The organism is Phyllobacterium phragmitis, from assembly GCF_002980495.1.
Taxonomy (GTDB): domain Bacteria; phylum Pseudomonadota; class Alphaproteobacteria; order Rhizobiales; family Rhizobiaceae; genus Paramesorhizobium; species Paramesorhizobium phragmitis.
The window spans coordinates 92,871-116,004 of sequence record NZ_PVBR01000007.1; the positions used below are offsets into that span (position 1 = coordinate 92,871).

General features: G+C 60.5%; 23 protein-coding genes, 1 tRNA gene and 1 riboswitch. Of the genes, 11 read left to right on the forward strand and 13 right to left on the reverse strand.

The window, feature by feature from the left end:
- Positions 1 to 13 precede the first annotated feature (13 nt).
- Positions 14 to 214: a hypothetical protein gene (locus C5748_RS11435; RefSeq protein WP_105742067.1), complete on the forward strand. Its 201-nt coding sequence runs from the start codon at positions 14 to 16 to the stop codon at positions 212 to 214.
- Positions 215 to 321: 107 nt separating this feature from the next.
- Here C5748_RS11435 and msrA read toward each other — a convergent pair whose 3' ends face one another.
- Positions 322 to 984, reverse strand: a complete 663-nt coding sequence (gene msrA, locus C5748_RS11440) for a peptide-methionine (S)-S-oxide reductase MsrA (protein ID WP_105742068.1) — start codon at positions 982 to 984, stop codon at positions 322 to 324.
- Positions 985 to 1,018: 34 nt separating this feature from the next.
- Entirely contained in the window at positions 1,019 to 1,342 is a 324-nt protein-coding gene (locus C5748_RS11445) for a hypothetical protein (RefSeq protein WP_105742069.1), read from the reverse strand.
- 399 nt (positions 1,343 to 1,741) lie between these two features.
- On the opposite strand from C5748_RS11445, the gene C5748_RS11450 reads away from it, so the two are divergent.
- Positions 1,742 to 1,831 (forward strand) — tRNA-Ser (locus tag C5748_RS11450).
- Positions 1,832 to 1,993: 162 nt separating this feature from the next.
- The gene (locus C5748_RS11455) at positions 1,994 to 2,377 is read left to right on the forward strand and encodes a hypothetical protein (protein WP_105742070.1); all 384 of its coding nucleotides are present in this window, start codon (positions 1,994 to 1,996) and stop codon (positions 2,375 to 2,377) included.
- Positions 2,378 to 2,439: 62 nt separating this feature from the next.
- Here the strand turns inward: C5748_RS11455 and C5748_RS11460 are convergent, their stop codons facing one another.
- Positions 2,440 to 3,315 (reverse strand): LysR family transcriptional regulator, encoded by an 876-nt coding sequence (locus C5748_RS11460; protein ID WP_105742071.1) that lies wholly within the window; start codon positions 3,313 to 3,315, stop codon positions 2,440 to 2,442.
- 105 nt (positions 3,316 to 3,420) lie between these two features.
- Here C5748_RS11460 and C5748_RS11465 point away from each other — a divergent pair, with 105 nt between their 5' ends.
- Positions 3,421 to 3,651, forward strand: a complete 231-nt coding sequence (locus tag C5748_RS11465; protein ID WP_105742072.1) for a hypothetical protein — start codon at positions 3,421 to 3,423, stop codon at positions 3,649 to 3,651.
- The gene (locus C5748_RS28185) at positions 3,627 to 3,779 is read left to right on the forward strand and encodes a hypothetical protein (RefSeq protein ID WP_158259848.1); all 153 of its coding nucleotides are present in this window, start codon (positions 3,627 to 3,629) and stop codon (positions 3,777 to 3,779) included. Before C5748_RS11465 ends, C5748_RS28185 begins: the two co-directional genes overlap by 25 nt.
- A gap of 16 nt (positions 3,780 to 3,795) precedes the next feature.
- On the opposite strand, the gene C5748_RS11470 is transcribed toward C5748_RS28185, so the two are convergent.
- From C5748_RS11470 to C5748_RS11480, 3 genes are read right to left on the reverse strand one after another with little or no spacing between them, the layout of a single operon-like run.
- Positions 3,796 to 5,088 (reverse strand): TRAP transporter large permease, encoded by a 1,293-nt coding sequence (locus C5748_RS11470; RefSeq protein WP_105742073.1) that lies wholly within the window; start codon positions 5,086 to 5,088, stop codon positions 3,796 to 3,798.
- Positions 5,085 to 5,576 carry a TRAP transporter small permease gene (locus C5748_RS11475; RefSeq protein ID WP_158259849.1) on the reverse strand — a complete coding sequence of 164 codons (492 nt, stop codon included), beginning with the start codon at positions 5,574 to 5,576 and terminating at the stop codon, positions 5,085 to 5,087. Before C5748_RS11475 ends, C5748_RS11470 begins: the two co-directional genes overlap by 4 nt.
- A gap of 10 nt (positions 5,577 to 5,586) precedes the next feature.
- Positions 5,587 to 6,582, reverse strand: a complete 996-nt coding sequence (locus C5748_RS11480) for a sialic acid TRAP transporter substrate-binding protein SiaP (protein ID WP_105742075.1) — start codon at positions 6,580 to 6,582, stop codon at positions 5,587 to 5,589.
- A gap of 164 nt (positions 6,583 to 6,746) precedes the next feature.
- On the opposite strand from C5748_RS11480, the gene C5748_RS11485 reads away from it, so the two are divergent.
- From C5748_RS11485 to C5748_RS11495, 3 genes are all read left to right on the forward strand, one after another.
- Positions 6,747 to 7,634 carry a dihydrodipicolinate synthase family protein gene (locus C5748_RS11485; RefSeq protein WP_158259850.1) on the forward strand — a complete coding sequence of 296 codons (888 nt, stop codon included), beginning with the start codon at positions 6,747 to 6,749 and terminating at the stop codon, positions 7,632 to 7,634.
- Positions 7,635 to 7,656: 22 nt separating this feature from the next.
- Entirely contained in the window at positions 7,657 to 8,322 is a 666-nt protein-coding gene (locus C5748_RS11490; protein WP_105742077.1) for a GntR family transcriptional regulator, read from the forward strand.
- 297 nt (positions 8,323 to 8,619) lie between these two features.
- Positions 8,620 to 13,464 carry an autotransporter outer membrane beta-barrel domain-containing protein gene (locus C5748_RS11495; protein WP_158259851.1) on the forward strand — a complete coding sequence of 1,615 codons (4,845 nt, stop codon included), beginning with the start codon at positions 8,620 to 8,622 and terminating at the stop codon, positions 13,462 to 13,464.
- 248 nt (positions 13,465 to 13,712) lie between these two features.
- Here C5748_RS11495 and C5748_RS11500 read toward each other — a convergent pair whose 3' ends face one another.
- The 3 genes from C5748_RS11500 to C5748_RS11510 form a co-directional block, all read right to left on the reverse strand.
- Entirely contained in the window at positions 13,713 to 14,081 is a 369-nt protein-coding gene (locus C5748_RS11500) for an RcnB family protein (RefSeq protein WP_105742079.1), read from the reverse strand.
- A 129-nt stretch (positions 14,082 to 14,210) separates the two neighbouring features.
- Entirely contained in the window at positions 14,211 to 17,993 is a 3,783-nt protein-coding gene (metH, locus tag C5748_RS11505; protein ID WP_105742080.1) for a methionine synthase, read from the reverse strand.
- Positions 17,994 to 18,311: 318 nt separating this feature from the next.
- The gene (locus C5748_RS11510; protein WP_105742081.1) at positions 18,312 to 18,554 is read right to left on the reverse strand and encodes a hypothetical protein; all 243 of its coding nucleotides are present in this window, start codon (positions 18,552 to 18,554) and stop codon (positions 18,312 to 18,314) included.
- Positions 18,555 to 18,676: 122 nt separating this feature from the next.
- Positions 18,677 to 18,955: riboswitch (cobalamin riboswitch) on the reverse strand.
- 292 nt (positions 18,956 to 19,247) lie between these two features.
- Between C5748_RS11510 and C5748_RS11515 the strand changes: the two genes are divergently transcribed.
- Positions 19,248 to 19,652: a BA14K family protein gene (locus C5748_RS11515; RefSeq protein WP_425350242.1), complete on the forward strand. Its 405-nt coding sequence runs from the start codon at positions 19,248 to 19,250 to the stop codon at positions 19,650 to 19,652.
- A 115-nt stretch (positions 19,653 to 19,767) separates the two neighbouring features.
- A complete protein-coding gene (locus tag C5748_RS11520; protein WP_105742083.1) occupies positions 19,768 to 20,028 on the forward strand; it encodes a hypothetical protein in 261 nt (86 codons plus the stop codon).
- On the opposite strand, the gene C5748_RS11525 is transcribed toward C5748_RS11520, so the two are convergent.
- The gene (locus C5748_RS11525; protein ID WP_105742084.1) at positions 20,016 to 20,261 is read right to left on the reverse strand and encodes a hypothetical protein; all 246 of its coding nucleotides are present in this window, start codon (positions 20,259 to 20,261) and stop codon (positions 20,016 to 20,018) included. The two genes, C5748_RS11520 and C5748_RS11525, sit on opposite strands and share 13 nt — an antisense overlap.
- A gap of 289 nt (positions 20,262 to 20,550) precedes the next feature.
- On the opposite strand from C5748_RS11525, the gene C5748_RS11530 reads away from it, so the two are divergent.
- On the forward strand, positions 20,551 to 21,126 hold the full coding sequence (locus tag C5748_RS11530) for a methylated-DNA--[protein]-cysteine S-methyltransferase (protein WP_105742085.1): 576 nt from the start codon (positions 20,551 to 20,553) through the stop codon (positions 21,124 to 21,126).
- A gap of 58 nt (positions 21,127 to 21,184) precedes the next feature.
- Here the strand turns inward: C5748_RS11530 and C5748_RS11535 are convergent, their stop codons facing one another.
- The 3 genes from C5748_RS11535 to C5748_RS11545 all read right to left on the reverse strand — a co-directional run bounded on the left by C5748_RS11535 (position 21,185) and on the right by C5748_RS11545 (position 23,016).
- Positions 21,185 to 21,478 (reverse strand): Dabb family protein, encoded by a 294-nt coding sequence (locus C5748_RS11535; protein WP_105742086.1) that lies wholly within the window; start codon positions 21,476 to 21,478, stop codon positions 21,185 to 21,187.
- 105 nt (positions 21,479 to 21,583) lie between these two features.
- Positions 21,584 to 21,928 (reverse strand): 2Fe-2S iron-sulfur cluster-binding protein, encoded by a 345-nt coding sequence (locus tag C5748_RS11540; protein ID WP_105742087.1) that lies wholly within the window; start codon positions 21,926 to 21,928, stop codon positions 21,584 to 21,586.
- 62 nt (positions 21,929 to 21,990) lie between these two features.
- Entirely contained in the window at positions 21,991 to 23,016 is a 1,026-nt protein-coding gene (locus C5748_RS11545; protein ID WP_105742210.1) for an NAD(P)/FAD-dependent oxidoreductase, read from the reverse strand.
- Positions 23,017 to 23,134 lie beyond the last annotated feature (118 nt).

The window sequence follows — 23,134 nt, forward strand, 5'->3', positions numbered from 1 at the left end:
TCTGGATTACTGAATGCACAGCGCGCAGAACCCGCCCGCACACTTCTTTTCAATTTGGCATGCCGGCGAACAAATTTCACGCGGAATCTTGACTGGTTGGAAAAATCTTGCGGGGTTCACCCCCCTCTGGCCTGCCGGCCATCTCCCCCACAAGGGTGGAGATTGCATCTTCATCGACGTTGAAGACCAATCGCAGACGTTGAAGGATGAGTGATAAAAGTTGATGTCAGCCGATCTCCCTCCTTGTGGGGGAGATGGCCGGCAGGCCAGAGGGGGGTGAAGCAGCCGCCAGCGACTCCACCCGAATGCGCCGACTCCAGATCAGGCTGTTGTCGACTGGGGCACGGCGCAGGCGACGCCGGTGCCGCGCAGGCCGCAATAGCCGTTCGGGTTCTTGGCCAGATATTGTTGGTGATAATCCTCGGCATAATAGAATTCCGGCGCATCGAGGATTTCCGTCGTGATCCGGCCCAGCCCTTTGGCATCGAGCGCCTTTTGATAGGCGTCGCGGCTTTCTTCGGCGACCTGCCGGTCCTCGGGCGAAAAGGTGTAGATGCCGGAACGATAGGTCGTGCCGATATCATTGCCCTGGCGCATGCCTTGCGTCGGATCGTGCTCCTCCCAGAATATCTTGAGGAGTTCGCCGAGGCTGACGATATCAGGATCATAGACCACCAGCACCACCTCATTGTGCCCGGTCCGGCCCGTGCAGGTCTCCTCATAGGTCGGGTTGGGCGTGATGCCGCCGGCATAGCCGGCCGCTGTCGCATGGACGCCCGGCACCTGCCAGAACAGGCGCTCCACACCCCAGAAGCAGCCCATGCCGAACATGATCTTCCGCATATTGTCAGGCCAAGGGCCCTTGAGCGGTCTTCCCGTGACAAAATTCGTCGCAGCTGTCGGGATCGGCTCGGGGCGGCCGGGCAACGCCTCGTCAGGCGCCGGCATCTTCAATTTCTTGCTGAGTTTTTCGATCAGGGACATCAATCTTCTCCTGAGAAGGCCTTCAATCGGACCTTCAATTGGCGGCGAAACGACCAAAACCTCGTTCGCGGCGGTGACCCACGGCATAGAACAGCAGCGCCAGAACCGCCAGGATCAGCCAGGCTGGCTGACCGAGCACCCAGATCAGCACCGGATCCCATGCCACGGCACTGATATAGTGCGTCGTCAGCGCTTTCGCATCGGCCAGCGTCTGCGGCGAGGCGGAAGCCCATATGCCGAGGAGCGGCGTCGCGATGAATTTCGATGCGCCGATGGAACGCGCCGCATCCAGCACCGCTGAGATGACCGCGAGAGCCAGGGCCGCCACGGCCAGCGCGCGAAACATGAAACGGAACATGGCGTATGCCTCTACACTCTCACTATTTCCGGCACTTACTTCCGGTACGTTGCGCTTCTGCAAACGCTTTTCTCCTACCGTCCGGTTTGGAGCACCCTGCATTCCATGGAACGCAATAAGCGTTTCAATCGTTCAATTCTCGCATGGTCCTATCCGAAAAACGCTGCATTCTTTCGGTAAAGTTCTTCCCTAGAATTAGGGATTGGCGGCGCGGGAAGCAATCGCCATCGCATGGATTATACTGTTTTCAGTTTCATGCGAAATAGCGGTTGAACCCACGGCTTTTCTGATTATAGTGCGCGCCGCACCGGATGATAGGCGACTAACCAGCGCCTTCGATTCTCCGGTGCATTTATTTATCCGTATCCTCGGCCTCACGGCTTGTGGAAACAGATGAATGGAGAGGTGGCCGAGTGGTTGAAGGCGCACGCCTGGAAAGTGTGTATACGGGAAACCGTATCGCGGGTTCGAATCCCGCTCTCTCCGCCATCCTGCTTCGCTCTTCGAGTTTCGCAGGACTGGCACAGCCTTTCGCACGAAGCAGGGCGCATCCTGCTTTCAGTCAGCGAAAACTGTGCTTATGCAACCTTTTTCTTTCTCCATGCTCCCTTACGTTGTACGCTGCCGGTTTTCAGCAGGCATATAATTTCAATGAAACATTTTTTTCGTCTTCTTGCTTCCTCTCCCGCATTGGCCGGCATCCTGCTGCACGGATATACCGCCTTCGTGATGCATGAAGGATATTCTTACCTCTCTTGGAAGATATTCCTCTATTCCTGTTTTTCCTACGTTATTTGCTGGACCATCGCTGCTCTGATCAATCCTCTGGCGGGATTCTTCGGCGCGCTCGCCGCATTGATCGATGACATGATCGTATTTCACGATGTATTCATAGCCCCCACCCATTCGACCGCACCGATCAGCCTGCTCTTTGCTCCCATGGCTAACCTGATCCTGTTCGTACCGGTCGGGCTGTTCATCGGGTGGTGCGTGGATCGTGGGGGTCGCGCCTACCGCTCGCGCCGACCGACCTAGCGAACTCTCCACCATCATGCTCGGCTGATAACGGTCAGGCTTTGGAAGGTTGCATCCTAACCCTACCGCGGATGAAGCAGCGACATCGGACGGAAGGCCTCGCGGATCATTTCAGCCATCCCCTCAACCGCCGGGCTCGAATGATAGGGGTTGCGGCGCAGCACGACGCGCGAGGAATCGACCATCGGGAAGCCGTCGGCCGCGGAGAGTTCCCGGCAATCCGCGGAGATGTTGCTGCGCGACAGCGCCGCGATGGCAAGACCCGATGAGATGGCGATCTTCAACCCGCCGCTGGTGTCGCAGGTGAAGGCGATGCGGTATTCAAGCCCGTGCTGCTGCAGCGAGCGGATGGCGAATTCGGTGCACCAGTCGGAGTTTCCGTAGACGGCGATCGGCAGGGGCGTGCGCTCATGCAGCCGGTGGACGAGTGAGGTCACCCAGACCGTCGGATCGATGAGAAGGATCTCACCGGCGGCCCGCTCGTGCCAGTCGAACACCACGGCGAGGTCCAGATCGTCGTTCTCCAGCGCCGTCATCTGGCGGAACGTATAATCGCATCTGACCGTGACCTCCACCGCCGGGTGGCGCTCGGCGAAGGCCGCGAGCGCCCGTGGCAGCACGGTCTGGCTGTATTCCTCGGGAATGCCGATACGCACAGGCCCATCGAGCGGCTTGACACGCATGGCGGCCGCCGTCTCCTCGAGAAGCCCGACGACGCGGCGTGCATAGGGCACGAGCTGGTCGCCGCGCCTGGTCAGGACGACGCCGCGCGGCCCGCGCTCGAACAAGGCCTCGCCCAGGCTCTCCTCGAGCCGCTTGACCTGCATGCTGACGGCCGACTGGGTGCGCCCGACGTCTTCCGCGGCTTTGGTGAAATTGCCGGTTTCGGCGACGACCAGAAACGTCCTGAGAAGATCGCTGTCGAGGGGAGCGTACATGGTAAGAGCCATTCGATTTTTATATGGCTGACATTGTCACTATTCGTTTGTGTGATGTCAAATTTTCCCGATCATGGCCCGATGAGAGGGCCCCGGAAGAGCGACATGGATAAGCGAAAAAGGCGCGGCAATGCTCCCCTGCCCGAGCGGATGAAGGCTTTGTGGGTATTTCTTCGTGAGGAAGCGGAAAGGCGTCGCGCGCTTGGCGATATTCTCGCCAAGCATGGCGACCATTGGCTGGACGATGTGGGGATCAGCCGTGACGAAGCGCTCCGCGTGTTGAAAAGATCGCTTCTGCGCCGGATCATCGAATGGGCGAGAACGGACGGACGTTGATCCCGACGAAGCCTGGTGTCTCGCATGGGAACGATATGGCGGGGCCGACGTTCCCCATCGACCTTCATAGCGATGGCAAGCGTTTCGGCATCGAGCGGCAGTTGGAAGGCCAGGGGATCGCCCCGTGAGGGAGAAGACCCACCATCATTGATAGCCGAACAGGCGGGGCAGGAAGAGCACCGTTTCCGGGAACAGGATCATGATGAGGAGGGCTGTGAGGAGGATGACCAGGAACGCCCAGATCTCCCGGATGATCTCGCCCAACGGTATCCCCGTCACCGCATTGATGACGAACAGCAACACGCCATAGGGCGGCGTCACCAACCCGATCATGATGTTGACGACCAGAACCACGCCGAGATGAACGGGATCGATGCCCAGTTCGCGCGCCGCCGGCAGGAACAGCGGCACCACCACGAGCAGCAGCGTCGCGGCATCGAAGAGGCAGCCGAGCAGCAGGAAGATGATGTTGACGCCGATCAGGAACAGGATCGGCGACATCTCCAGACCGCTCAGCTTTGCGGCGACGAGGCTCGGGATGTTTTCGCTGGCGACGACGTAATTCAGCACCAGCGCCGAGGCGATGATCATGCCGACGACGGAGGTGGACTTCGCGGAATCGAGCACCATGCGGTAGAATTCGCGCGGGCTCAGCGAGCGATAGAAGATCGCCGCCAGAATGAGCGCGTAGGCCGCCGCGATCGCCGCCGCCTCCGTCGGCGTGGTGGCGCCGCCATAGATGCCGGCCAGCAGGATTACCGGCATCAACAGTGCCGGGAAGGCGCGAGCCGTGGTCTTGGGCATCGCCTTGAGCGGCACGATTTCATCGGCGGGAAAGCCGCGCTTGACCGCCATATACCAGTTGAGCGCCATCAGGCACAGCGCGATGATGAGGCCGGGGATGATGCCGCCGAGGAAGAGATAGCCCACCGACGAGCCCGAGATCAGGGCATAGAGGACCATCGGGATCGACGGCGGAACGATGGGACCGATGACGGCGGACGCCGCCGTGAGGGCCGCCGCATAGCCTGCGGGGTAGCGGTCGTTCTTGCGCATCATGTCGATGATGACACGCCCGATGCCGGCGGCGTCCGCAATCGCGGAGCCGGACATGCCGGAGAAGATGAGGCTGGCGACGATATTGACCTGGCCGAGGCCGCCGCGAAAGCGACCGACCAGCGCCACGCAAAAGGCAAGCAGCCTGTCGCTGATGCTGCCGGCATTCATGAAATTCGCGGCGAGAATGAACAGCGGCACGGACAGGAGCACGAAGGAATCGAAGAGCCCGTTAAGGCTCTGCTCGGCAACCAGCGCCACGTCCTGGCCGGTGGCGAAGAGATAGGCGATGGCAGCCGCGAACATGGCGAAGGCGATCGGCACATTGGCGCCGGCGAGGATGAAGAAGCCCGCGAGCGCGACAAGAAAGGCAGTGCTCATAGAGCCTCCGGGGTATGCGCCGTGTGGACATCATCCCGGCCACGGAAGGCACGATAAAGCGCCAGCACCGAGCGGATGACGACCGCCACCACGAAAACCGGGAAGATGGAATAGACGAGATCGAAACGGATGCGCGTCACCGGTGTCGAATCGATCTTCATGAAGCTGATATAGTCGATGATGGAGGGAAGCGCGCTGGCGAAGACCAGCCCCAATATGACATGGCCGATGATGGTGAGCACCCGGCGCGTCCGCGCGTTGACTGCATCGCTCAGCATTGAGAAGCTGACATGGTCGCTTTCATCCAGCAGGAAGGCGGAGGTCCAGAAGACGGTCCAGATATAGAGGATGACGCACGCCTCAGACGTCCAGCCGAGCGGATGGTTGAGGATGTAGCGCATGAATATCTGGAGGAGGAAAGCCGCGAACATGGCCGTGAGCAATGCCACGGCCACGATTTCGGCGAGCTTGCGCGCTCTGGACAGCATTATCCCGCCTTTACTTGACGGCGTTGATCTTGTCGACGATGCCCTCGGGCCAGCTCTTGGCGAATTCCGAGGTCTGATAGGCCTTCTGCACCCGCTCGCGGAAGGCATCGCGGTTCGGCTCGTAGACGGACAGCCCCTGTTCCTTGAAGAACGCGACCAGTTCCGCCTCGTCCCGGATGCGGTTCTCGTCATTATAGGCGATAGCCTTCTCAGCCGCTTCCGCGACCTTCGCCTTCTGATCGTCGGAAAGCTTGTCCCATGTTTTCGACGACATGGACAGGAAGACGGCGTCGACGAGATGATTGGTCAGCACGATCTGCTTGGTCACTTCGTAGAATTTCGCGGCCTTGTCCGTCGGCAGCGGATTGTCCTGGCCGTCGGCGACGCCGGTCTGCAGTGCGGTGTAGATTTCACCGAAGGCGATCGACACGGGGTTCGCGCCCAGGGCGGAACCGAGGAACTGCCAGGCATCCGAGCCCGGCATACGCAGCTTGACGCCGCTCAGATCGTCAGGCGTTTCGATCTTCTTGTCGCCGCGCAAATTGAGCTGGCGTGTGCCGAGATAGCCGACATCGAGGATCTTGATGCCCATCTGATCCTCGACCAGACGATAGAACTGCTTGCCGATCTCGCCGCGGAACACCTTCTTCTGGTGCTCGGGATCGCGGATCAGATAGCCCGCCGTGAAGACGGACCATTCGGGGATCTGCTTGGCAATGTCCTGCGCGGAAATCATCGCCATATCGAGATTGCCGCGCTGCATGGCAGCCGGCTCGGTGCCCTGCTTGAACAGCGTCGCATTGAGATGGATTTCGACGTCGAACTGACCCGGCGCCAGCTTTTCCAGCTCGTCCTTGAATACCGGCAGCATCTTGGCATGCCAGTCGGACTCGACGGCCGGTGTGGAGATGCGCAGCTTGATCGCATCGGCGGCAAGAGCCGGCATGGCGCCTGCCATCAATGCGCCTGCGGCGGCGATCATCGCAATGCGTCTGGTTATGTTCATCGTTTCCTCCCTGAATGCTTCAAAACCATTATTCCAACAACCGGCAAAGGGTCTCCCACCCGAGATGCCGATCACTCGATAATTTATGTTACACGGCATTCGCCCTCTTGCAACATAAAAAACACACAGTAACATGTCAGTCACAACTCAACAGGAAACGCACCGTGACTGCACGCAAGAGATTCGGCCTTTCCGTCGCCCTGGCGACCCCCTTCAACCGCGATGGAAGCATCGATTTCATCAGGCTCGGCGAGCATGCGACCGCCAGCATCGAAGGCGGCTGCGACAGCATTACCGTGTTCGGCACGACAGGTGAAGGCGCGTCGATCGGTGCTGGCGAGCGCGGTCAGATCCTCGACCATATCGGCCGCACCGCCATCAGGCCCGGACAGGTCGTCGCCTGCATCGCGGCAACGGCGATCGACGATGCGGCGTGGCAGTGCCGCGAGGCGCTCGACTTCGGCTGCAAGGCGCTGCTCCTGCCGCCACCCTTCTATTTCAAAGGCGTGAGCGACGACGGCGTGTTCGGCTGGTATGCCGGCCTTCTGGAAAAGATCGGCCCGGATGCGCGCGACGCCATCCTCTATAACATTCCTTCCGTCACGTCGGTGACCGTTTCGCAGGATGTGCTGGCGCGGCTGCGCGCGGCGTTCGGCGGCGTCATCTCCGGCGTCAAGGATTCCGGCGGCGACTGGAAATACACCGAAGGGCTGCTCGACGCCCATGGCGACATCGCCATTCTGGTCGGCGACGAGCGCCATCTTGCAGCCGCCGTCAGGCGCGGCGGCCAGGGCGCGATCTCGGGTATCGCCAATCTTTTCCCGGCGGAAATGCGCGGCCTTGCCATCGACGGTCGCGATGACCCGCGCATCCGCGCGCTTGTCGAACTGGTCTTGCACTATCCCGTGGTTCCGGCCATCAAGGTGCTGATGGCGCATATGTCGGGTCATGCGGGATGGTCGAGGGTGCGGGCGCCGCTGGTCGATGCCGATGCGAGCGCCGACACGCTGGTCAAGAGCTTGCAGGCCATCATGGCCCAGAACGCGGCCTGATCAAAACCAACAGGGAACCGGCATGCGCAACAATGACGGCGAGTCCACCAAACAGCGCGATCAGGCGTACCGTTCGTTCACGCGCCATCTCCTGGCGAGCGACATCCGCCCGGGCCAGTTCATTTCCCAGCGCGAGCTCGTCGCGTTGACGCAGATGCCGCTCGGCGCGATCCGCGAGCTGGTGCCGCGGCTCGAGGCGGAAGGGTTGATCACCACCATTCCGCAGCGCGGCATGCAGGTCGCGCCGATCGATTACAGCCTCGTCCGCGACGCCTATCAGTTCCGGCTGATCCTGGAGAAGGAAGCCATCCGGCATTTCACCACGACGACAGGCGACGAGGCCATCGCCGCGATCAGGGCCAGCCATGAGAACATCCTCCAGCGGGTCGAGACAGAGGGCGCGACGGCCGACATCGTCAATGAAGCACAGGCGGTCGACTGGGGCTTCCACGACATATTGATCGAATCGCTCGGCAACGACATCGTCACCAGCACCTACCGGGTGAATTCGCTGAAGATCCGCCTCATCCGCCAGGAACTGATCCGGATCGACGGTCATGTCGTGCCGGTGATGCATGAACATCTGGGGATCATCGCGGAGATTGAAAAACGCGATCCGGCGGCAGCAGCGGCGGCGCTCGAACGCCACATCCTCGGCGCACGGCAGCGCGCCCTCGGCATGCCGTAGCACAAGGCCCCACAGAGAAGCAGTCCCATTTTCCTGGACCAGTTCTCCGCCTGTTGCGGATATGCAACTCCAGGGCGAGATAAAGCGGTTTCAGCAGTCGAAAACTTTATGAGCACTGTCCAAATTCTGGAAATGCCATCGTTTCCAGAAAGACGGCACTGAATTTTTTCCTTCTTAATCAACATGTTCTGCGTTTCAGCCGAATCAGCGCCCTCAATATGCGGCGCGATCTGTGTGGCTATTTCCAGTTGTTCTCCGCGTTTTTTTAACCTGAATCCAGCACCGTCGGAGGCTGCCTTGATTTCCCATTATCTGTTTACCAAAAAGAAATTACTGTCATCCGTTTCAGCCGTCATCGGTGCCGCGGTTTTCCTGCCAATGCCGGCCGAGGCGGCCTGCATCACGTCGGGACTGACGACGAACTGCGACACTGCCGCTCCCAATCCTTGGACCGAAACAATAGGTATAGGCGGCATCGACGCCCCGGACGACGAAGACAACAGAATCGTTATCGTTGAAACCGGCTCGCAGATAAATGTCAGTGAAAAAGTCGGGATATCGCTCGGTGACAACGCCAACATCACCATCAAAAGCGGCGCGAAGGTCAGCGGTACGACAAATACAGATGGAAGGGTCGGCCCTAATTGGCTGGGCTCCAACACCATCGATTTCCTCACCGCAGGGACAATGACGATAGAGGAAGGCGCCGAGGTCCTGGCGCTGGGGACCGCAGGAAATGCAGAAGCGATCAACTACACAGGGGCAGGAACCACGATCGTCAATAGCGGCCGGATCCATTCGGAGTACACCGCAGCCATCTGGTTCGAGAATGATACTGCAGGGCGCAATACCATCATCAACAATGAGACCGGCGTGATCAGCACGGCCGTGGCAGGCGGCAATGTGATTGGTTCCAGCCAGGACGGCAGCACGGAATTCACCAACAAGGGCCGGATCGAAGGCAGTCTGCTCTTCGCGGGCGGCGATGACATCATGCATCTGTTTGCCGGCTCGGTGATTACCGGCAACATGAATGGCGGCGACGGGACCGACCAGATATTCCTGGAAGGAGACGGGGATGATGCCCTTGACGGCAATCTCGACGGTTTCGAGGAATTCACCAAGCGAGGCTCCGGCACATGGACACTGGGCGGCACGATCGCGGGCCTCACCAAGGTCGAGATCAAGGAAGGCACGCTGGTGCTGACCGGCAACAATTCCGATGCAGCCGGCGTCATCACCATCGACGACGGGGCTTTCCTGGCCGCGCGAGCCCAGAGCCTGCCGTCGACGGTGCACAACAACAACGGCACGGTGCGTTTCCTGCAGACCGATGATGGAACCTATGGGGGCTCCATTTTGGGTACGGGGCATATGATCAAGGAAGATGCGGGCCGGCTGACGCTGACGGGGGTCAATCCCTATACAGGCGGGACGCTGGTGAAAGCCGGGCTTGTGAACGTGTCCTCGGACGACAATCTCGGCGCTTTGTCAGGCGGCGTGACGCTCGATGGCGGCGGGCTGCAATTCGGCGCGGCCTTCTCCATGAAGCACGATGTGACGCTTGCAGCCGGCAATGGCACGATCGACACGATGGACAATGACAGCGCGATCGAAGGCACCATCGACGGTGCCGGCGGCCTGGCGAAGATCGGCAATGGCACGCTGACGCTGACCGGGAAAAACAGCTACAAGGGTGAAACCCTCGTCAACGCCGGCGGTCTGGTCATCGACGGCAACCATTCGGCGGCGACGGGGCTTGTGAGCGTCACCAACGGCGCGACGCTTTCCGGCAAGGGGGTCGTCGGCGGCGATGTCGCGATCGGCGATGGCGGCACCTTGAGCGTCTCCAGCGATGCGGGCGGGGCACGGGTGCTGACCATCAAGGGCGGCCTTTCCCTGCAGCAGACCTCGACGATCGATTATGGCTACGGCCAGACGGCCGGCGGCGTACCGGCCAATGTGCTGGCGGTCAATGTCGGCGGCGATCTGACCCTTGACGGCACGATCAACATCAACAACAGCTCGGGTGCCGCCTTCCCGATGCCCGGTCTCTACCGGCTGATCAACTATGCCGGCACATTGACCGATAATGGCGTGGTGCTCGGTGCCCGCCCGACGACAAACGACTATTTCGTGCAGACCTCGGTGGATCATCAGGTCAATCTGGTCTCTTATGTCGGCATCGACGCCAATTTCTGGGACGGGGCGGGCGGCGCACGCAACAATAGGCGGATCGAAGGCGGCGACGGCATCTGGCAGGCTGCCGGGGGCAACGACAACTGGACCGACAAGGACGGCACGATCAACGTGCCGTTCACCGACAGCAACTTTGCCATCTTCACCGGCAAGGCCGGCACGGTGACGGTCGACACCAGCAAGGGCGATGTGCGCGCCGAGGGCATGCAGTTCGCCGTCGACGGCTATGTCATCACTGGCGGCGATATCGCCCTCGGCGGCGAACCGGCGACGATCCGCGTCGGCGACGGCACCGCGAAAGGTGCCGGCTACGATGCCACCATCGCTTCCCGGCTCACCGGCGCTGCGCAGCTGGTCAAACAGGATCTCGGCACGCTGATCCTGACCGGCGAAAACAGCTATAGCGGCGGAACGTCGGTTGCGGCAGGTGTGCTGCAACTCGGCGATGGCGGCACATCGGGCAGCATCTCGGGCGCCGTGGCACTTGCCGACGGTACCAAACTGGTCGCCAATCGCTCGGACGCGATGACGCTCAGTGGCATCATCTCGGGCGACGGCAAGCTCGTCCAGGCGGGGACGGGCACGACGAAGCTTGCCGGCGCTAACAGCTACAAGGGCGGCATCGATATCCTTGCCGGCATTCTCAACGTCTCATCCAGCGGCAATCTCGGCGATATCGCGAGCCGTGTGACGATCAATGGCGGCACGCTGCAATCCGGTGCTTCCTTCGAGACGGGCCACGCCGTGACGCTCGCCGCAGCCGACAGCACCATCGACACGCAAGCCAACAACAACACGCTGACAGGCAGCATCGACGGACCGGGCTCGCTGACCAAGACCGGCACGGGACGGCTCAGCCTGGCGGGAACCGGCACTTATGCCGGCAGGAGCATCGTCAAACAAGGTACGCTGGCGCTGGTCGGCGATGGCGACATCAGTGCGACAGGCGGGGTGACGGCGGACGCTACATTCGACATCTCGGGCATCGCTGCCGATATGACCAGCATCAAGGGCCTGTCGGGCGGGTCGGACGGCAGCGTCCATCTCGGCGGCAAGGAGCTCACCATTACCGCCGCCGATAACGATATCTTCCGGGGCGTCATCGATGGCGATGGCGGCCTTGACGTCACCGGCGGCGGGCAAATCCTGTCGGGTGATAACATTTATACCGGTGGCACCCATATCGCCCAGAATGCTGCGCTGCAGATCGGCAATGGCGGCACCAGCGGCAGCGTCAAGAGCGGCATTGCCATAGACGGCCTGCTCGCCTTCAACCGCTCCGATATGTTCACCGCCGATAATGCACTTTTCGGCAGCGGTACGCTGGAGCAGATCGGCAGCGGCACCACTATGCTCACCTCCGACAATTCCGGCTTCACCGGCACCACCAATATCCGCGCCGGGGCGCTGCAGGTCGATCAAATGCTCGGCGGGACGATGAATGTGCTTGCCGGCGGTCATCTGCAGGGTGAAGGCACGGTGGGTTCGACTGTCAATGCCGGCACCATCGCGCCCGGCAATGGCGGCAAGGACTTGGGCACGCTGACCATCAATGGCAATTATGCCGGTGATGGCGGTCTCATCCGGCTCAACACGGTGCTCGGCGGCGACGATTCGCCGACCGACATGCTGGCAATTGCCGGCAACACATCGGGCGAAACCAATGTCCGGGTGATCAACCGCGGCGGGCTCGGCGCCCAGACCGACAAGGGCATCAAGGTGATCGATGTCGGCGGCCAGTCCGATGGCGGCTTCACGCTTATCGGCGACTATACCACCAAGGACGGCAAGAGCGCGGTCATCGGCGGCGCCTATGCCTACACGCTGCACAAGAACGGCCTCGCCACCCAGAAGGGTGACGGCGACTGGTACCTGCGCAGCGAATATATCTTCCAGCCCGGTGCGCCGCTTTACGAAGTCTATGGCCAGACGCTCAATCATCTCAACAGGCTGCCGACGCTGCGCGAGCGCACCGGCAACCGCTACTGGGCCGGTGCCGGCTATGTCCCGATCGCACAGGGCGACGGGCCGGGAACCATCGATCCCATCCCCTACCCGCCCGAGGATCCGGCCGATACCCGCACCGAAGCCTTCATCGAAACCGGCTTCATCATCTGGAACCGCATCGAGGCCGCGCATGCGCACCATCGGCCCGACACGTCGACCACCGGCGCCGAATACGACATCGATATGTGGAAGATGCAGACGGGCATCGACGGTCAGTTCTACGAGGACGAGCGCGGCCGGCTGATCGGCAGCGTCTGGGTCAGTTACGGCAATGCTTCCGCCGATATCAATGCCTTCTACGGCGACGGCAAGATCGAGACCGACGGCTACGGCCTTGGCAGCGCGCTCACATGGTATGACGATGCCGGCTACTATCTCGACGCGCAGGGCCAGGTCACCTGGTTCGACAGCGATCTGAACTCGTCGACCCTGGACCGCACCCTCCTCGATGGCGACAAGGCGCTCGGTTATGCCCTGAGCAGTGAAACCGGCATCCGCTACAGCATGGACGACAGCTGGACGCTGACGCCGCAGGCCCAACTCACCTATGCCCAGATCCTGCTCGACGATTTCACCGATCCCTATGGCGCAAGGGTGAGCTATGAGCGCAACGCCAAGCTGACGGGGCGCATCGGCATTGCCGCCAACTATCAGACCGCCTGGCAGGACCAGTACGGCTATGCGCGCCGCGCCGACCTCTACGGCGTCATCAATCTCCAACAGGAATTCCTCGACGAGATCAAGATGAAGATCGAGGGCCATCGGCTCGCCAACAATGAAGAGAGGACGTGGACTGAAATCGGCGGCGGCGGCACCTACAACTGGAATGACGATCATTACGTGCTGTTTGGAACCCTCACCGCAGGAACAGGCCTCGCCAATATCGGCGAAAGCTACAGGTTCGCCGGAAATGTCGGATTCAAGGTGAAATGGTAAAAACCATTGATGGCTGGAGCGGTTGCCAATTCAATGGAATCGCCTGGCCTTACAGCATCCTGCACCGTCGGAACTGTGGAGATGGCGATGCCGCTGTTGCTACAGTCGGAAGAGGATGTTTGCCACCGTAGAGATTGAGGACCGCCTGAACGCGTCGTTTTCACCTGAAAGTGAAAGGCTCCAAACGGATGAAGGCGGTCTTCGGGACCGCCTTCATCTCTTGCGTCATATTCGCCTGGGAGGCGTGATTACCGCCCCGCCACGATCGAAGCGATCACGCCGCTGGCGATGCTGATCAGGAGATAGTCATTGTTCACCCGCACCCACTGTTGTCCGCGCGCCGGCTTGCGCAGATGATGGCGGCCATAGTCGCGCACGACATTGCGGCGATAGTTGCGTGGCAGCGAGCGGCCGCGCGACCAGCGTTGGCGCTTGTCATCATGGCGGCGCATATCGCGCTTGTCGTTATGGCGGCGCATATCACGGCGGTCGTCATGACGCTTGCCATAGGATTTTTCGACGCGATGCTCGTAACCGTGTTTCGGCTGGTATTGCGCAAGGGCTGCCGTGGGAGCGAGAATGGAGAGAGCGGTGACAGCTATGACAAGATTTTTCATCCTGATTTCCTTTGTTGATGCCACGAATTTCACGTGCTCAACATCGCTCCAGGGGAATGAATGGAACATGAATGACGGGATTAAACATCGGTAATGTGGCGGGTCGCGGGCTTCGCGAAATCGCTGGTGTCACTCCGCCGCTTCCGCGGATGCGGTGCGATTGGCCGGCACATAATTGAGGATGGGTCCAAGCCAGCGCTCGACCTCGGCCACGTCCATGTTCTTGCGCGCGGCATAATCCTCGACCTGATCGCGTTCGACCTTGGCGACGCCGAAATAATAGCTATCGGGTTGCGCCAGATAGAGGCCGGAAACGGAGGAGCCCGGCCACATCGCATAGCTTTCGGTGAGCGTCACGCCCGTCGCGTTTTCCGCGTCGAGCAGGCGGAAGAGCGTGGTCTTTTCGGTGTGATCCGGCTGGGCGGGATAGCCCGGCGCCGGACGGATGCCGCGATAGGATTCGCCGATCAGATCGGTAGGCGCAAGCGTCTCGTCTGCGGCATAGCCCCAGAATTCCTTGCGCACGCGCTCATGCATCAATTCGGCGAAGGCTTCGGCGAAACGGTCGGCAAGCGCCTTCACCAGGATCGAGGAATAATCGTCATTGGCGCGCTCGAAGCGTTCGGCGATCGCCACCTCCTCGATGCCCGCGGTGACGACAAATCCGCCGACATAATCCGTCTTGCCCGTATCGAGAGGCGCGACGAAATCGGATAGCGCCACGTTCGGCCGGCCATCGCGCTTGGAAAGCTGCTGGCGCAGGGTGAAGAAGGTTTCCAGTTCGTCTTTCCGGCTCTCGTCGGCGAAAAGCCTGATATCGTCGCCAACGGCATTGGCCGGCCAGAAGCCGATGACCGCCCTTGGCCGGAACCATTTCTCGTCGATGATCTGCTTCAGCATCGCCTGCGCATCGGCAAAGAGCTGGCGCGCCGCTTCGCCCTGTTTCTCGTCTTCGAGAATCGCGGGGTAGCGGCCCTTCATCTCCCATGTCTGGAAGAAAGGCGTCCAGTCGATATAGCGGGAAAGCTCTTCCAGGTCCCAGCTTTCAAACGTACGGGTTCCGAGGAAAGCCGGCCTTGGCGGCGTGTAGGCATCCCAGTCGATCTTTTGCGCATTGGCGCGGGCGCGGGCGAGCGGGAGGCGCTGCTTGTCGGCCTCGTTGCGCGCGTGGGCGGCGGCCACCTTGGCGTATTCACCGCGCACGGTCTCGACATAATTCTGTTTGGTCTCCAGCGATAGCAGGCTGGAGACGACGCCGACGGCGCGGCTGGCATCGACGACATAGACCGTCTGGCCCTTGGTATAGCGCGGATGGATCTTGACCGCCGTGTGGACGCGACTGGTCGTGGCGCCGCCGATCAGCAGCGGAATGTCGAAGCCCTCGCGCTCCATCTCTGAAGCCACATGCGCCATTTCATCGAGCGACGGCGTGATCAGGCCGGACAGGCCGATGATATCGACGTTCTCGGCACGCGCGGTCTCAAGAATCTTCGTCGCGGGCACCATGACGCCCAGATCGATGATCTCATAATTGTTGCAGGCGAGCACGACGCCGACGATGTTCTTGCCGATATCGTGCACATCGCCCTTGACGGTCGCCATCAGCACCTTGCCGGCGCTCTGGCGCTCGCTGACGCCGCCATTGAGGCGCTTCTCTTCCTCCATGTAGGGCAGGAGAACGGCCACGGCCTGCTTCATGACACGGGCGGATTTGACCACCTGCGGCAGGAACATCTTGCCCGCGCCGAAGAGATCGCCCACCACATTCATGCCCGCCATCAGCGGCCCTTCGATGACATGCAGCGGGCGCTTGGCTTGAAGCCGCGCTTCCTCGGTATCGGCCTCGATATATTCGGTGATGCCGTTGACCAGCGCATGTTCCAGCCGCTTTTCGACCGGCCATTCGCGCCACTTCAGATCGCGTTCCTTGGCCTCCTTGCCGGCTACGCCCTTGAAGCGCTCGGCAAGTTCCAGCAGGCGTTCGGTCGAATCCTCACGGCGGTTGAGCACCACGTCTTCGCAGGCATCGCGTAAGTCAGGCTCGATCGATTCATAGACCGAGAGCTGGCCGGCATTGACGATGCCCATATCCATGCCCGCCTGGATGGCGTGGTAGAGGAAAACGGCGTGCATCGCCTCGCGCACCGGCTCATTGCCGCGAAACGAAAACGAGAGGTTCGACACGCCGCCCGAGATATGGACGTGCGGCAAGGTCGCGATGATTTCGCGTGTGGCTTCGATAAAATCGACACCGTAATTGTTGTGCTCCTCGATGCCGGTGGCCACCGCGAAGATGTTGGGATCGAAGATGATGTCTTCCGGCGGGAAGCCAGCCTGTTCGGTCAGAAGCTTGTAGGCGCGGGTGCATATCTCGACCTTGCGCGCTTGTGTGTCCGCTTGGCCCTGCTCGTCGAAAGCCATGACGACGACCGCCGCCCCATAGGCGCGGCAGAGTCTGGCATGATGCAGGAAGGCTTCCTCGCCCTCCTTCATCGAGATGGAATTGACCAGCGGCTTGCCCTGAACGCATTTCAGGCCCGCTTCGATGATCTCCCATTTGGAGGAATCGATCATCACCGGAACCCGCGCGATATCCGGCTCGGCGGCGACGAGATTGAGAAACTCGGTCATCGCCTTCTGCGAATCGATCAGGCCTTCATCCATGTTGATATCGATGATCTGCGCGCCGTTCTCCACCTGGTCGCGGGCAACATCGAGGGCGGCGGAAAAATCACCCGCCGTGATCAGCTTGCGGAACTTGGCCGAGCCGGTGACATTGGTGCGCTCGCCGATATTGACGAAGGGAATGTCCTTGGTCAGCGTGAACGGTTCAAGGCCGGAAAGCCGCATCAACGGCGGAATTTCTGGAATCGCGCGCGGCTTGTGAGGGGAGACGGCTTGCGCAATGGCGCGGATATGATCAGGCGTCGAGCCGCAGCAGCCGCCGACCACATTGACCAGACCCTCGCGGGCAAAGTCCTCGATCTGCGCCGCCATCGCCTCGGGGCTTTCGTCATACTGGCCGAATTCGTTGGGCAGGCCGGCATTGGGATAAGCACAGACGAAGGTATCGGCGACGGTGGACAACTCCGCCAGATGGGCGCGCATGGCGTTGGCGCCAAGAGCACAATTGAGCCCGATGGTGAAAGGGCTGGCATGACGCAGCGAATACCAGAATGCCGTTGGCGTCTGGCCGGAAAGCGTGCGGCCGGAGAGGTCGGTGATGGTGCCCGAGATCATCACCGGCAGGCGCATGGCCTTCTCAGTGAAGATTTCCTCGCATGCGAAAACCGCCGCCTTGGCGTTCAGCGTGTCGAAGATGGTCTCGATCAGGATGATATCCGCGCCGCCGTCGATCAGACCCCGGAGCTGTTCGGCGTAGGCAACCTTGAGTTCGTCGAAGGAGACGGCGCGATAGCCGGGATTGTTGACATCCGGCGACATGGAAGCGGTGCGGTTGGTCGGCCCGAGCGCGCCGGCGACGAAGCGGCGGCGGCCATCCGTCTTTTCAGCACGTAGCGCAGCACGGCGGGCAAGGCGCGCGCCGTCGCGGTTGAGATCATAGACTTCCGCCTCCATGCCGTAATCGGCCTGGGCGATGGAGGTGGAGGAAAAGGTGTTGGTTTCGAGGATATCCGCGCCCGCCATGGCGTAGGCATAGTGGATTTCCTCGATGGCCGCCGGCTGGGTCAAGGTGAGAAGATCGTTGTTGCCCTGCAAATGACATTCGCAGGCGGCGAAGCGTTGCCCACGAAAATGCTCCTCGTGGAAGCCGAGCCCCTGGATCTGCGTCCCCATCGCGCCATCGAGAATGAGGATACGCTCCCGCGCCGCCTCGGTCAGCGCAGCGAGAACTTCCGAACCGTCCGGCTTTGGCGCTTCGGGACCGAAGAGATCGTCAATGGAACTCATTGTAACAAATTACCCGCTGTGCCTGCTAATCGGATCGGATGAACTAACTTAATGACATAAAGATATGTTTATGTCAAATAAGCAGACCAAATTCCGGGCGAGGCAGAGCGGCCCGCACTTTGATAGAAAGGTGGGTGGGAAGCAGGGGAATTTTGTCAGTGGTTCCTGTTTATGGCATCGGGTGGCATGAGTTGTTCTGCGCTGTCTACGCGGTGGATAGGGCGAGGATTCCTCAACAGTGTCGTTTCCGCTACGAAACATGATTGCTGGGCGCGGCAAAGAGGGCGGAAAATAAGCGAACCGCCCTCACTGAATGCCCTAATTCCGCAGCGGTCCCGCGAGCGTGGCGATCAAGGCAAGGAACATGGCCCGCAATTGATGCGGGCCGGCCAGATTGCCGCGATAGCGGTCGAGCTTGCGCACCTCTTCCGCGGCGGCGGCGGCCATGTCGGCTTCTTTCGGCAACCACAGCAGCCAGGCGAGAAAGATATCTTCCGGTGTTTTTTGCGCGGTATCACGATGTTCCGCGATCGTTTTGGCTTGAAGTCCGGCAGTACGCATCAAAATCCCCGATGATGGCGGCGGGGAATGTTCAAGCGCACGCATGCCGAAAAGCGAATGAAGAACACCCGAAGCAAGCGATACACCGGGACACCCCGCCCGTTGACCTATTCGCGGACGTTTTCACGTCCATTATCGGGGCAGGTCTCCTGGCTCACAGGTCATCGCCGCTGTCTGGCCTTCCCGATCCGTCAACCGGACCAGTGACTTTTGTTTAGCGGCATTTTGCGACGCCAAATGTTCCACCTGGCTGCAAAATACTACTTAAGCGACAGCAACTCGCTGCATACAGTTGCGGGGGCAGCGCCGGCCTTGCGCTCCAAAGATGGAGTGCGCACCGGCTTCCCTCTTAGCCTTCTCGCCGTTTCCGACTCGAAAGAACCTCGATGGCTCCATTAGCACCGCGGGTTTCGATCATGTCAACACGTGGTGAGGGATCGGCAAGGCCGGAGATGCGCCAGCCGCCTTCAACTGTCTGTTAAACAGCGGCGTAAAATGTGACCCTAAGTGGCGGAAAACGCTGTATTTCCATCATCGCCGCGCCATAATGCTCTGCGAATGAGGCTTGTAAGGGACATATTTCCTGCGAATTGCCGTTTGTGACCCGTAAGGACTTGATCCGGCAAAGGCGCAGAAGGAGGTAATATGAGAGCTCGTATTTCGGCGGTCTTCGCCGTCTTGATGTCTTTGGCCATGGGGGCTTCCGGAGCGATCGGAACGGCGAATGCCGCCCCCCTTTCCGTCACCAATCCACAACCGATGGCAGCCGCCGGGCAGGTCGAGACGGTCCAGCACCGCGAGTACCGGCACCGCGGACATCGCCACCGCCCACGCTTCAAGCACCGCCGGCATTGGCGCCATCATAACAGGAGATGGGACCGGCACCATGGCTGGCGGCACCATCGCCGGCACTATCGGCCTCGTTATGGCTGGGGCGTCCGGCCCCACTATCGCGGGCATAGGCCACGCTATCGCCGCCCGGCAGGCAGTGCGCATGTGCGCTGGTGCTATAATCGTTACCGGTCGTACAGGGCTTACGACAACAGCTACCAGCCCTATAACGGCCCACGCCGCCAGTGCTATTCGCCGTTCATCTGAATGCAGGATGCATATCAGACCCCAATTGAGAGCCCCGGTTTTTCCGGGGCTTTTTCGTTCATGCCCATTGGGGGTAGGTTAGCTGGCGTCAGGATCTGTTTCACGGGAGTGGAAAATGAGCGGAACAAGCACGGACCAGACTGCCATCGGCATGATGGAGATCGCCATCTGCCTCGCGCAGATCCTGCACGAGACGGATGCAAGCGCTGCCCGGCGCATGAATTATGCGGCCGGCAAGATCTATAACAGGCTCAAGAGCCAGGGGAACGACGAAGCGGCCGAACTCGTCTACACGTTCGGACGTACGCTGCTCGACCGGGAGATATTCCCGACGGATGACGATTTACCGGAGGATGCGGAGGTTCACGTTACATAGGCGCCGATCGATGCGCCAACGAGCGCGATCGCTGTGGCGATCATGATGCCGTAAAGACGCGGCCGGTCGAACAGCACCGCGAAGGCCGAAAACCACGCCACGATCGCGGCGCCCAGGGCGAAGAGGAAGCCCGGCTTGTCGGCAACCGTGATATTGACGGCCATCAGCCCGCCAATGATGAGCGCGCCAAACACGATCAACAGCCCCGTCGCGTATCTTTCGTAATCGTCCATTTTCATTCCTCAGTTCACAGCCGGCACGCAACCGCATCGGCCCGAAAACCGGAATCGGTCTTCGGAAAGCACGATGCGCCGGTCCAATAATCTACAGCGTCCTTTATGCCTCCTAAAGGACGCATGGCGCTGTAGGAAGCAGTCTTCGCGCTTCCGTGGCTATTTCTAGGCGGACGGCGCAAAAATGTCTCGTGTTATTAGCCTCGTCACCCGCCGTTTTCCCAAGACAAACATTATTTCCGTCCGGCTTCAACCACATCAATTTACGATTCATGTTAGGATAAGGGTTATGGAATCGCCTGGGACAACCGCCTTCGAAACCGCAATAGGCCCCTGTGCCATCGCCTGGGGCGAAAAGGGCATCGTCGGCGTTCAACTGCCGGAGGCCGATGCGGCGGCAACGCAAGCGAAGCTGCAAAAACGATTTCCGCTGGCGCAGGAGAGGCCCGCACCCGCCGCCGTGCGGGATGTGATAGACCGCATCATTGCACTCCTCGAAGGCGAGAAGGTCGATTTTTCCAAGGCTCCGCTCGATATGGAAGGCCTGCCGCCACTTCACCGGCAGGTCTATGAAATCGCGCTCCAGATTGCGCCCGGAGAGACCCTCACCTATGGCGCGATCGCCAGGCGCATCGGCGATGTCAGCCTTTCGCAGGCGATAGGCCAGGCGCTCGGCAAGAACCCCTTCCCCATCATCGTTCCCTGTCATCGCGTGCTCGGCGCAAGCGGCAAGACCGGCGGCTTCTCGGCCAATGGCGGCGCTGAGACGAAGCTGCGGATCTTGACCATCGAGGGGGCGCGGACGAGCGACGAACCCGATCTTTTCGGCAATCTGCCGCTGGCGATGAAGCCGGGACGAAGGTAGATGCGTCTCTCGTTTTAACGAAAGCGCGCTGCGATCTAAGAGTGAACCGCGCCAAACTTCACCGAAACTTCGACACCACATCCGCCGAATAGCGCATTTCGCGCATCGGGCGCACGTGCCGGGTGGTCTCGGCATAGGTGGGATGGGCCTTATACGCCGCAAGCGCTGCCTCATCGGCAAATTCGGCATAGACCACGAGATCGATCCTGTCGCAGAGCGGATCGACCTTGCTGTTCTCCAGGACCTCGAACATATCGGAATGGGGGATCGTCCCCAACCGCTCCAGCCCGGCGCGCATCTCCTCGAGATCCTGCCCTTCCCTGGCGCTGAAAAAAACGATGTGCCGGATCAAGGCGGTCTCCTTTTCAAAGGGGAATAAGGGAGTAGGGGAATAGGGGAATATGTTTTGAGGAGCAAGCGGCTGCTTGCTCCTCAATTCCCTTACTCCCCTACTCCCCTAAGCAGCTTCGCGGCCCGTTTGTGTGCCGGGCGCCAGCGTCACCTCGAGGCCGTCCAGTTCCGGCGTCATGATGAGCTGGCAGGAGAGGCGGGAATTATCCTCGACATGAAAGGTCTGGTCCAGTTGGTCCTGCTCCTCGTCGAGCGGCTCGTAAAGCTTGCGCCCCCAATCCTCATCCACATAGACATGGCAGGTGCCGCAGGCGCAGGCGCCGCCGCATTCGGCCTTGATGTCCAGCCCCCAGTCGCGGATGATCTCCATCACGCGAAAGCCTTCCAGCGCCTCAAGCGTGTGGCGCTCGCCGTTCTGGTCTGTAACATGAATAAGAAGCGTATCGGACACTGTAAACCTGTTGTTAGCCGCATGATCTTATCCGAAAAGTCTGCAACTTTTCGGGATCATGCTCAAGCCGCCTTAAGTTTCTTCTGCAAGGAAGTGGACGAGGTGGTGTACTGGAAGATGATCCGTTCGCCCGGTGCAACGATGCGTTTTGCCGCATGCGTCATCAAGGCCGCCTCATGGAAGCCGGAAAGGATGAGCTTCAGCTTGCCCGGATAGGTGTTGATGTCGCCGATGGCGAAGATGCCAGGCTCCGACGTCTCGAACTTCTCGGTATCGACCGCAATCAGGTTCTGATCGAGATTGAGGCCCCAGTCGGCGATGGGGCCGAGCTTCATCGTCAGGCCGAAGAACGGCAGAAGCCGGTCGGCTTCGAGCACTTCCTCGCCTTCCGCGCCCTTGAGCACCACCTTCGACAATTCGCCGTTCTCGCCCTGCAGGCTGCCCAGTTGTCCCATGCGGAACTTGACGCGGCCTTCCTTTTCCAGCGCCCACATCTTGTTGACGCTGTCGGGTGCTGCGCGGAATTCTGGACGGCGATGGACGAGGGTCACCGATTTCGCCACCGGCTCCAGATTGAGGGTCCAGTCGAGCGCCGAATCGCCACCGCCGACGATGACCACATCACGGTCGCGGAAGGCCTCGATCTTGCGCACGGCATAGAAAACGCTTTTGCCCTCATAGTGCTCGATCTCCGGCACCGGCGGGCGCTTGGGCTGGAAGGAACCGCCGCCGGCGGCAATGACGATGATCTTGGTGAGGAAGGTTTCGCCGGCATCGGTCTCGACGCGGAAGCGGCCGTCTTCGAGGCGCTCAAGCGCCGTCACCATGGTGGAGAAATGGAACTGCGGATCGAATGGTGCGATCTGCTTCAAGAGATTGTCGGTCAGTTGCTGTCCGGTGACCTCAGGCAGGCCCGGAATGTCATAGATCGGCTTTTCCGGATAGAGCTCGGCGCACTGTCCGCCCGGACGGTCGAGAATGTCGATGACATGGGCGCGCAGGTCGAGAAGACCGAGCTCGAACACGGCGAACAGGCCGACCGGCCCCGCGCCGACGATTACAACATCGGTTTCGATTGTCTGGTTGATAGTCTCGGACATCAAGTGCTTCCTGTCGTTCAAATCGGTCATAAGAATGCCTGCGAAATTTGGTCAAGGGCGCGCTCCAACACCCCCCTCTGTCCTGCCGGACATCTCCCCCACAAGG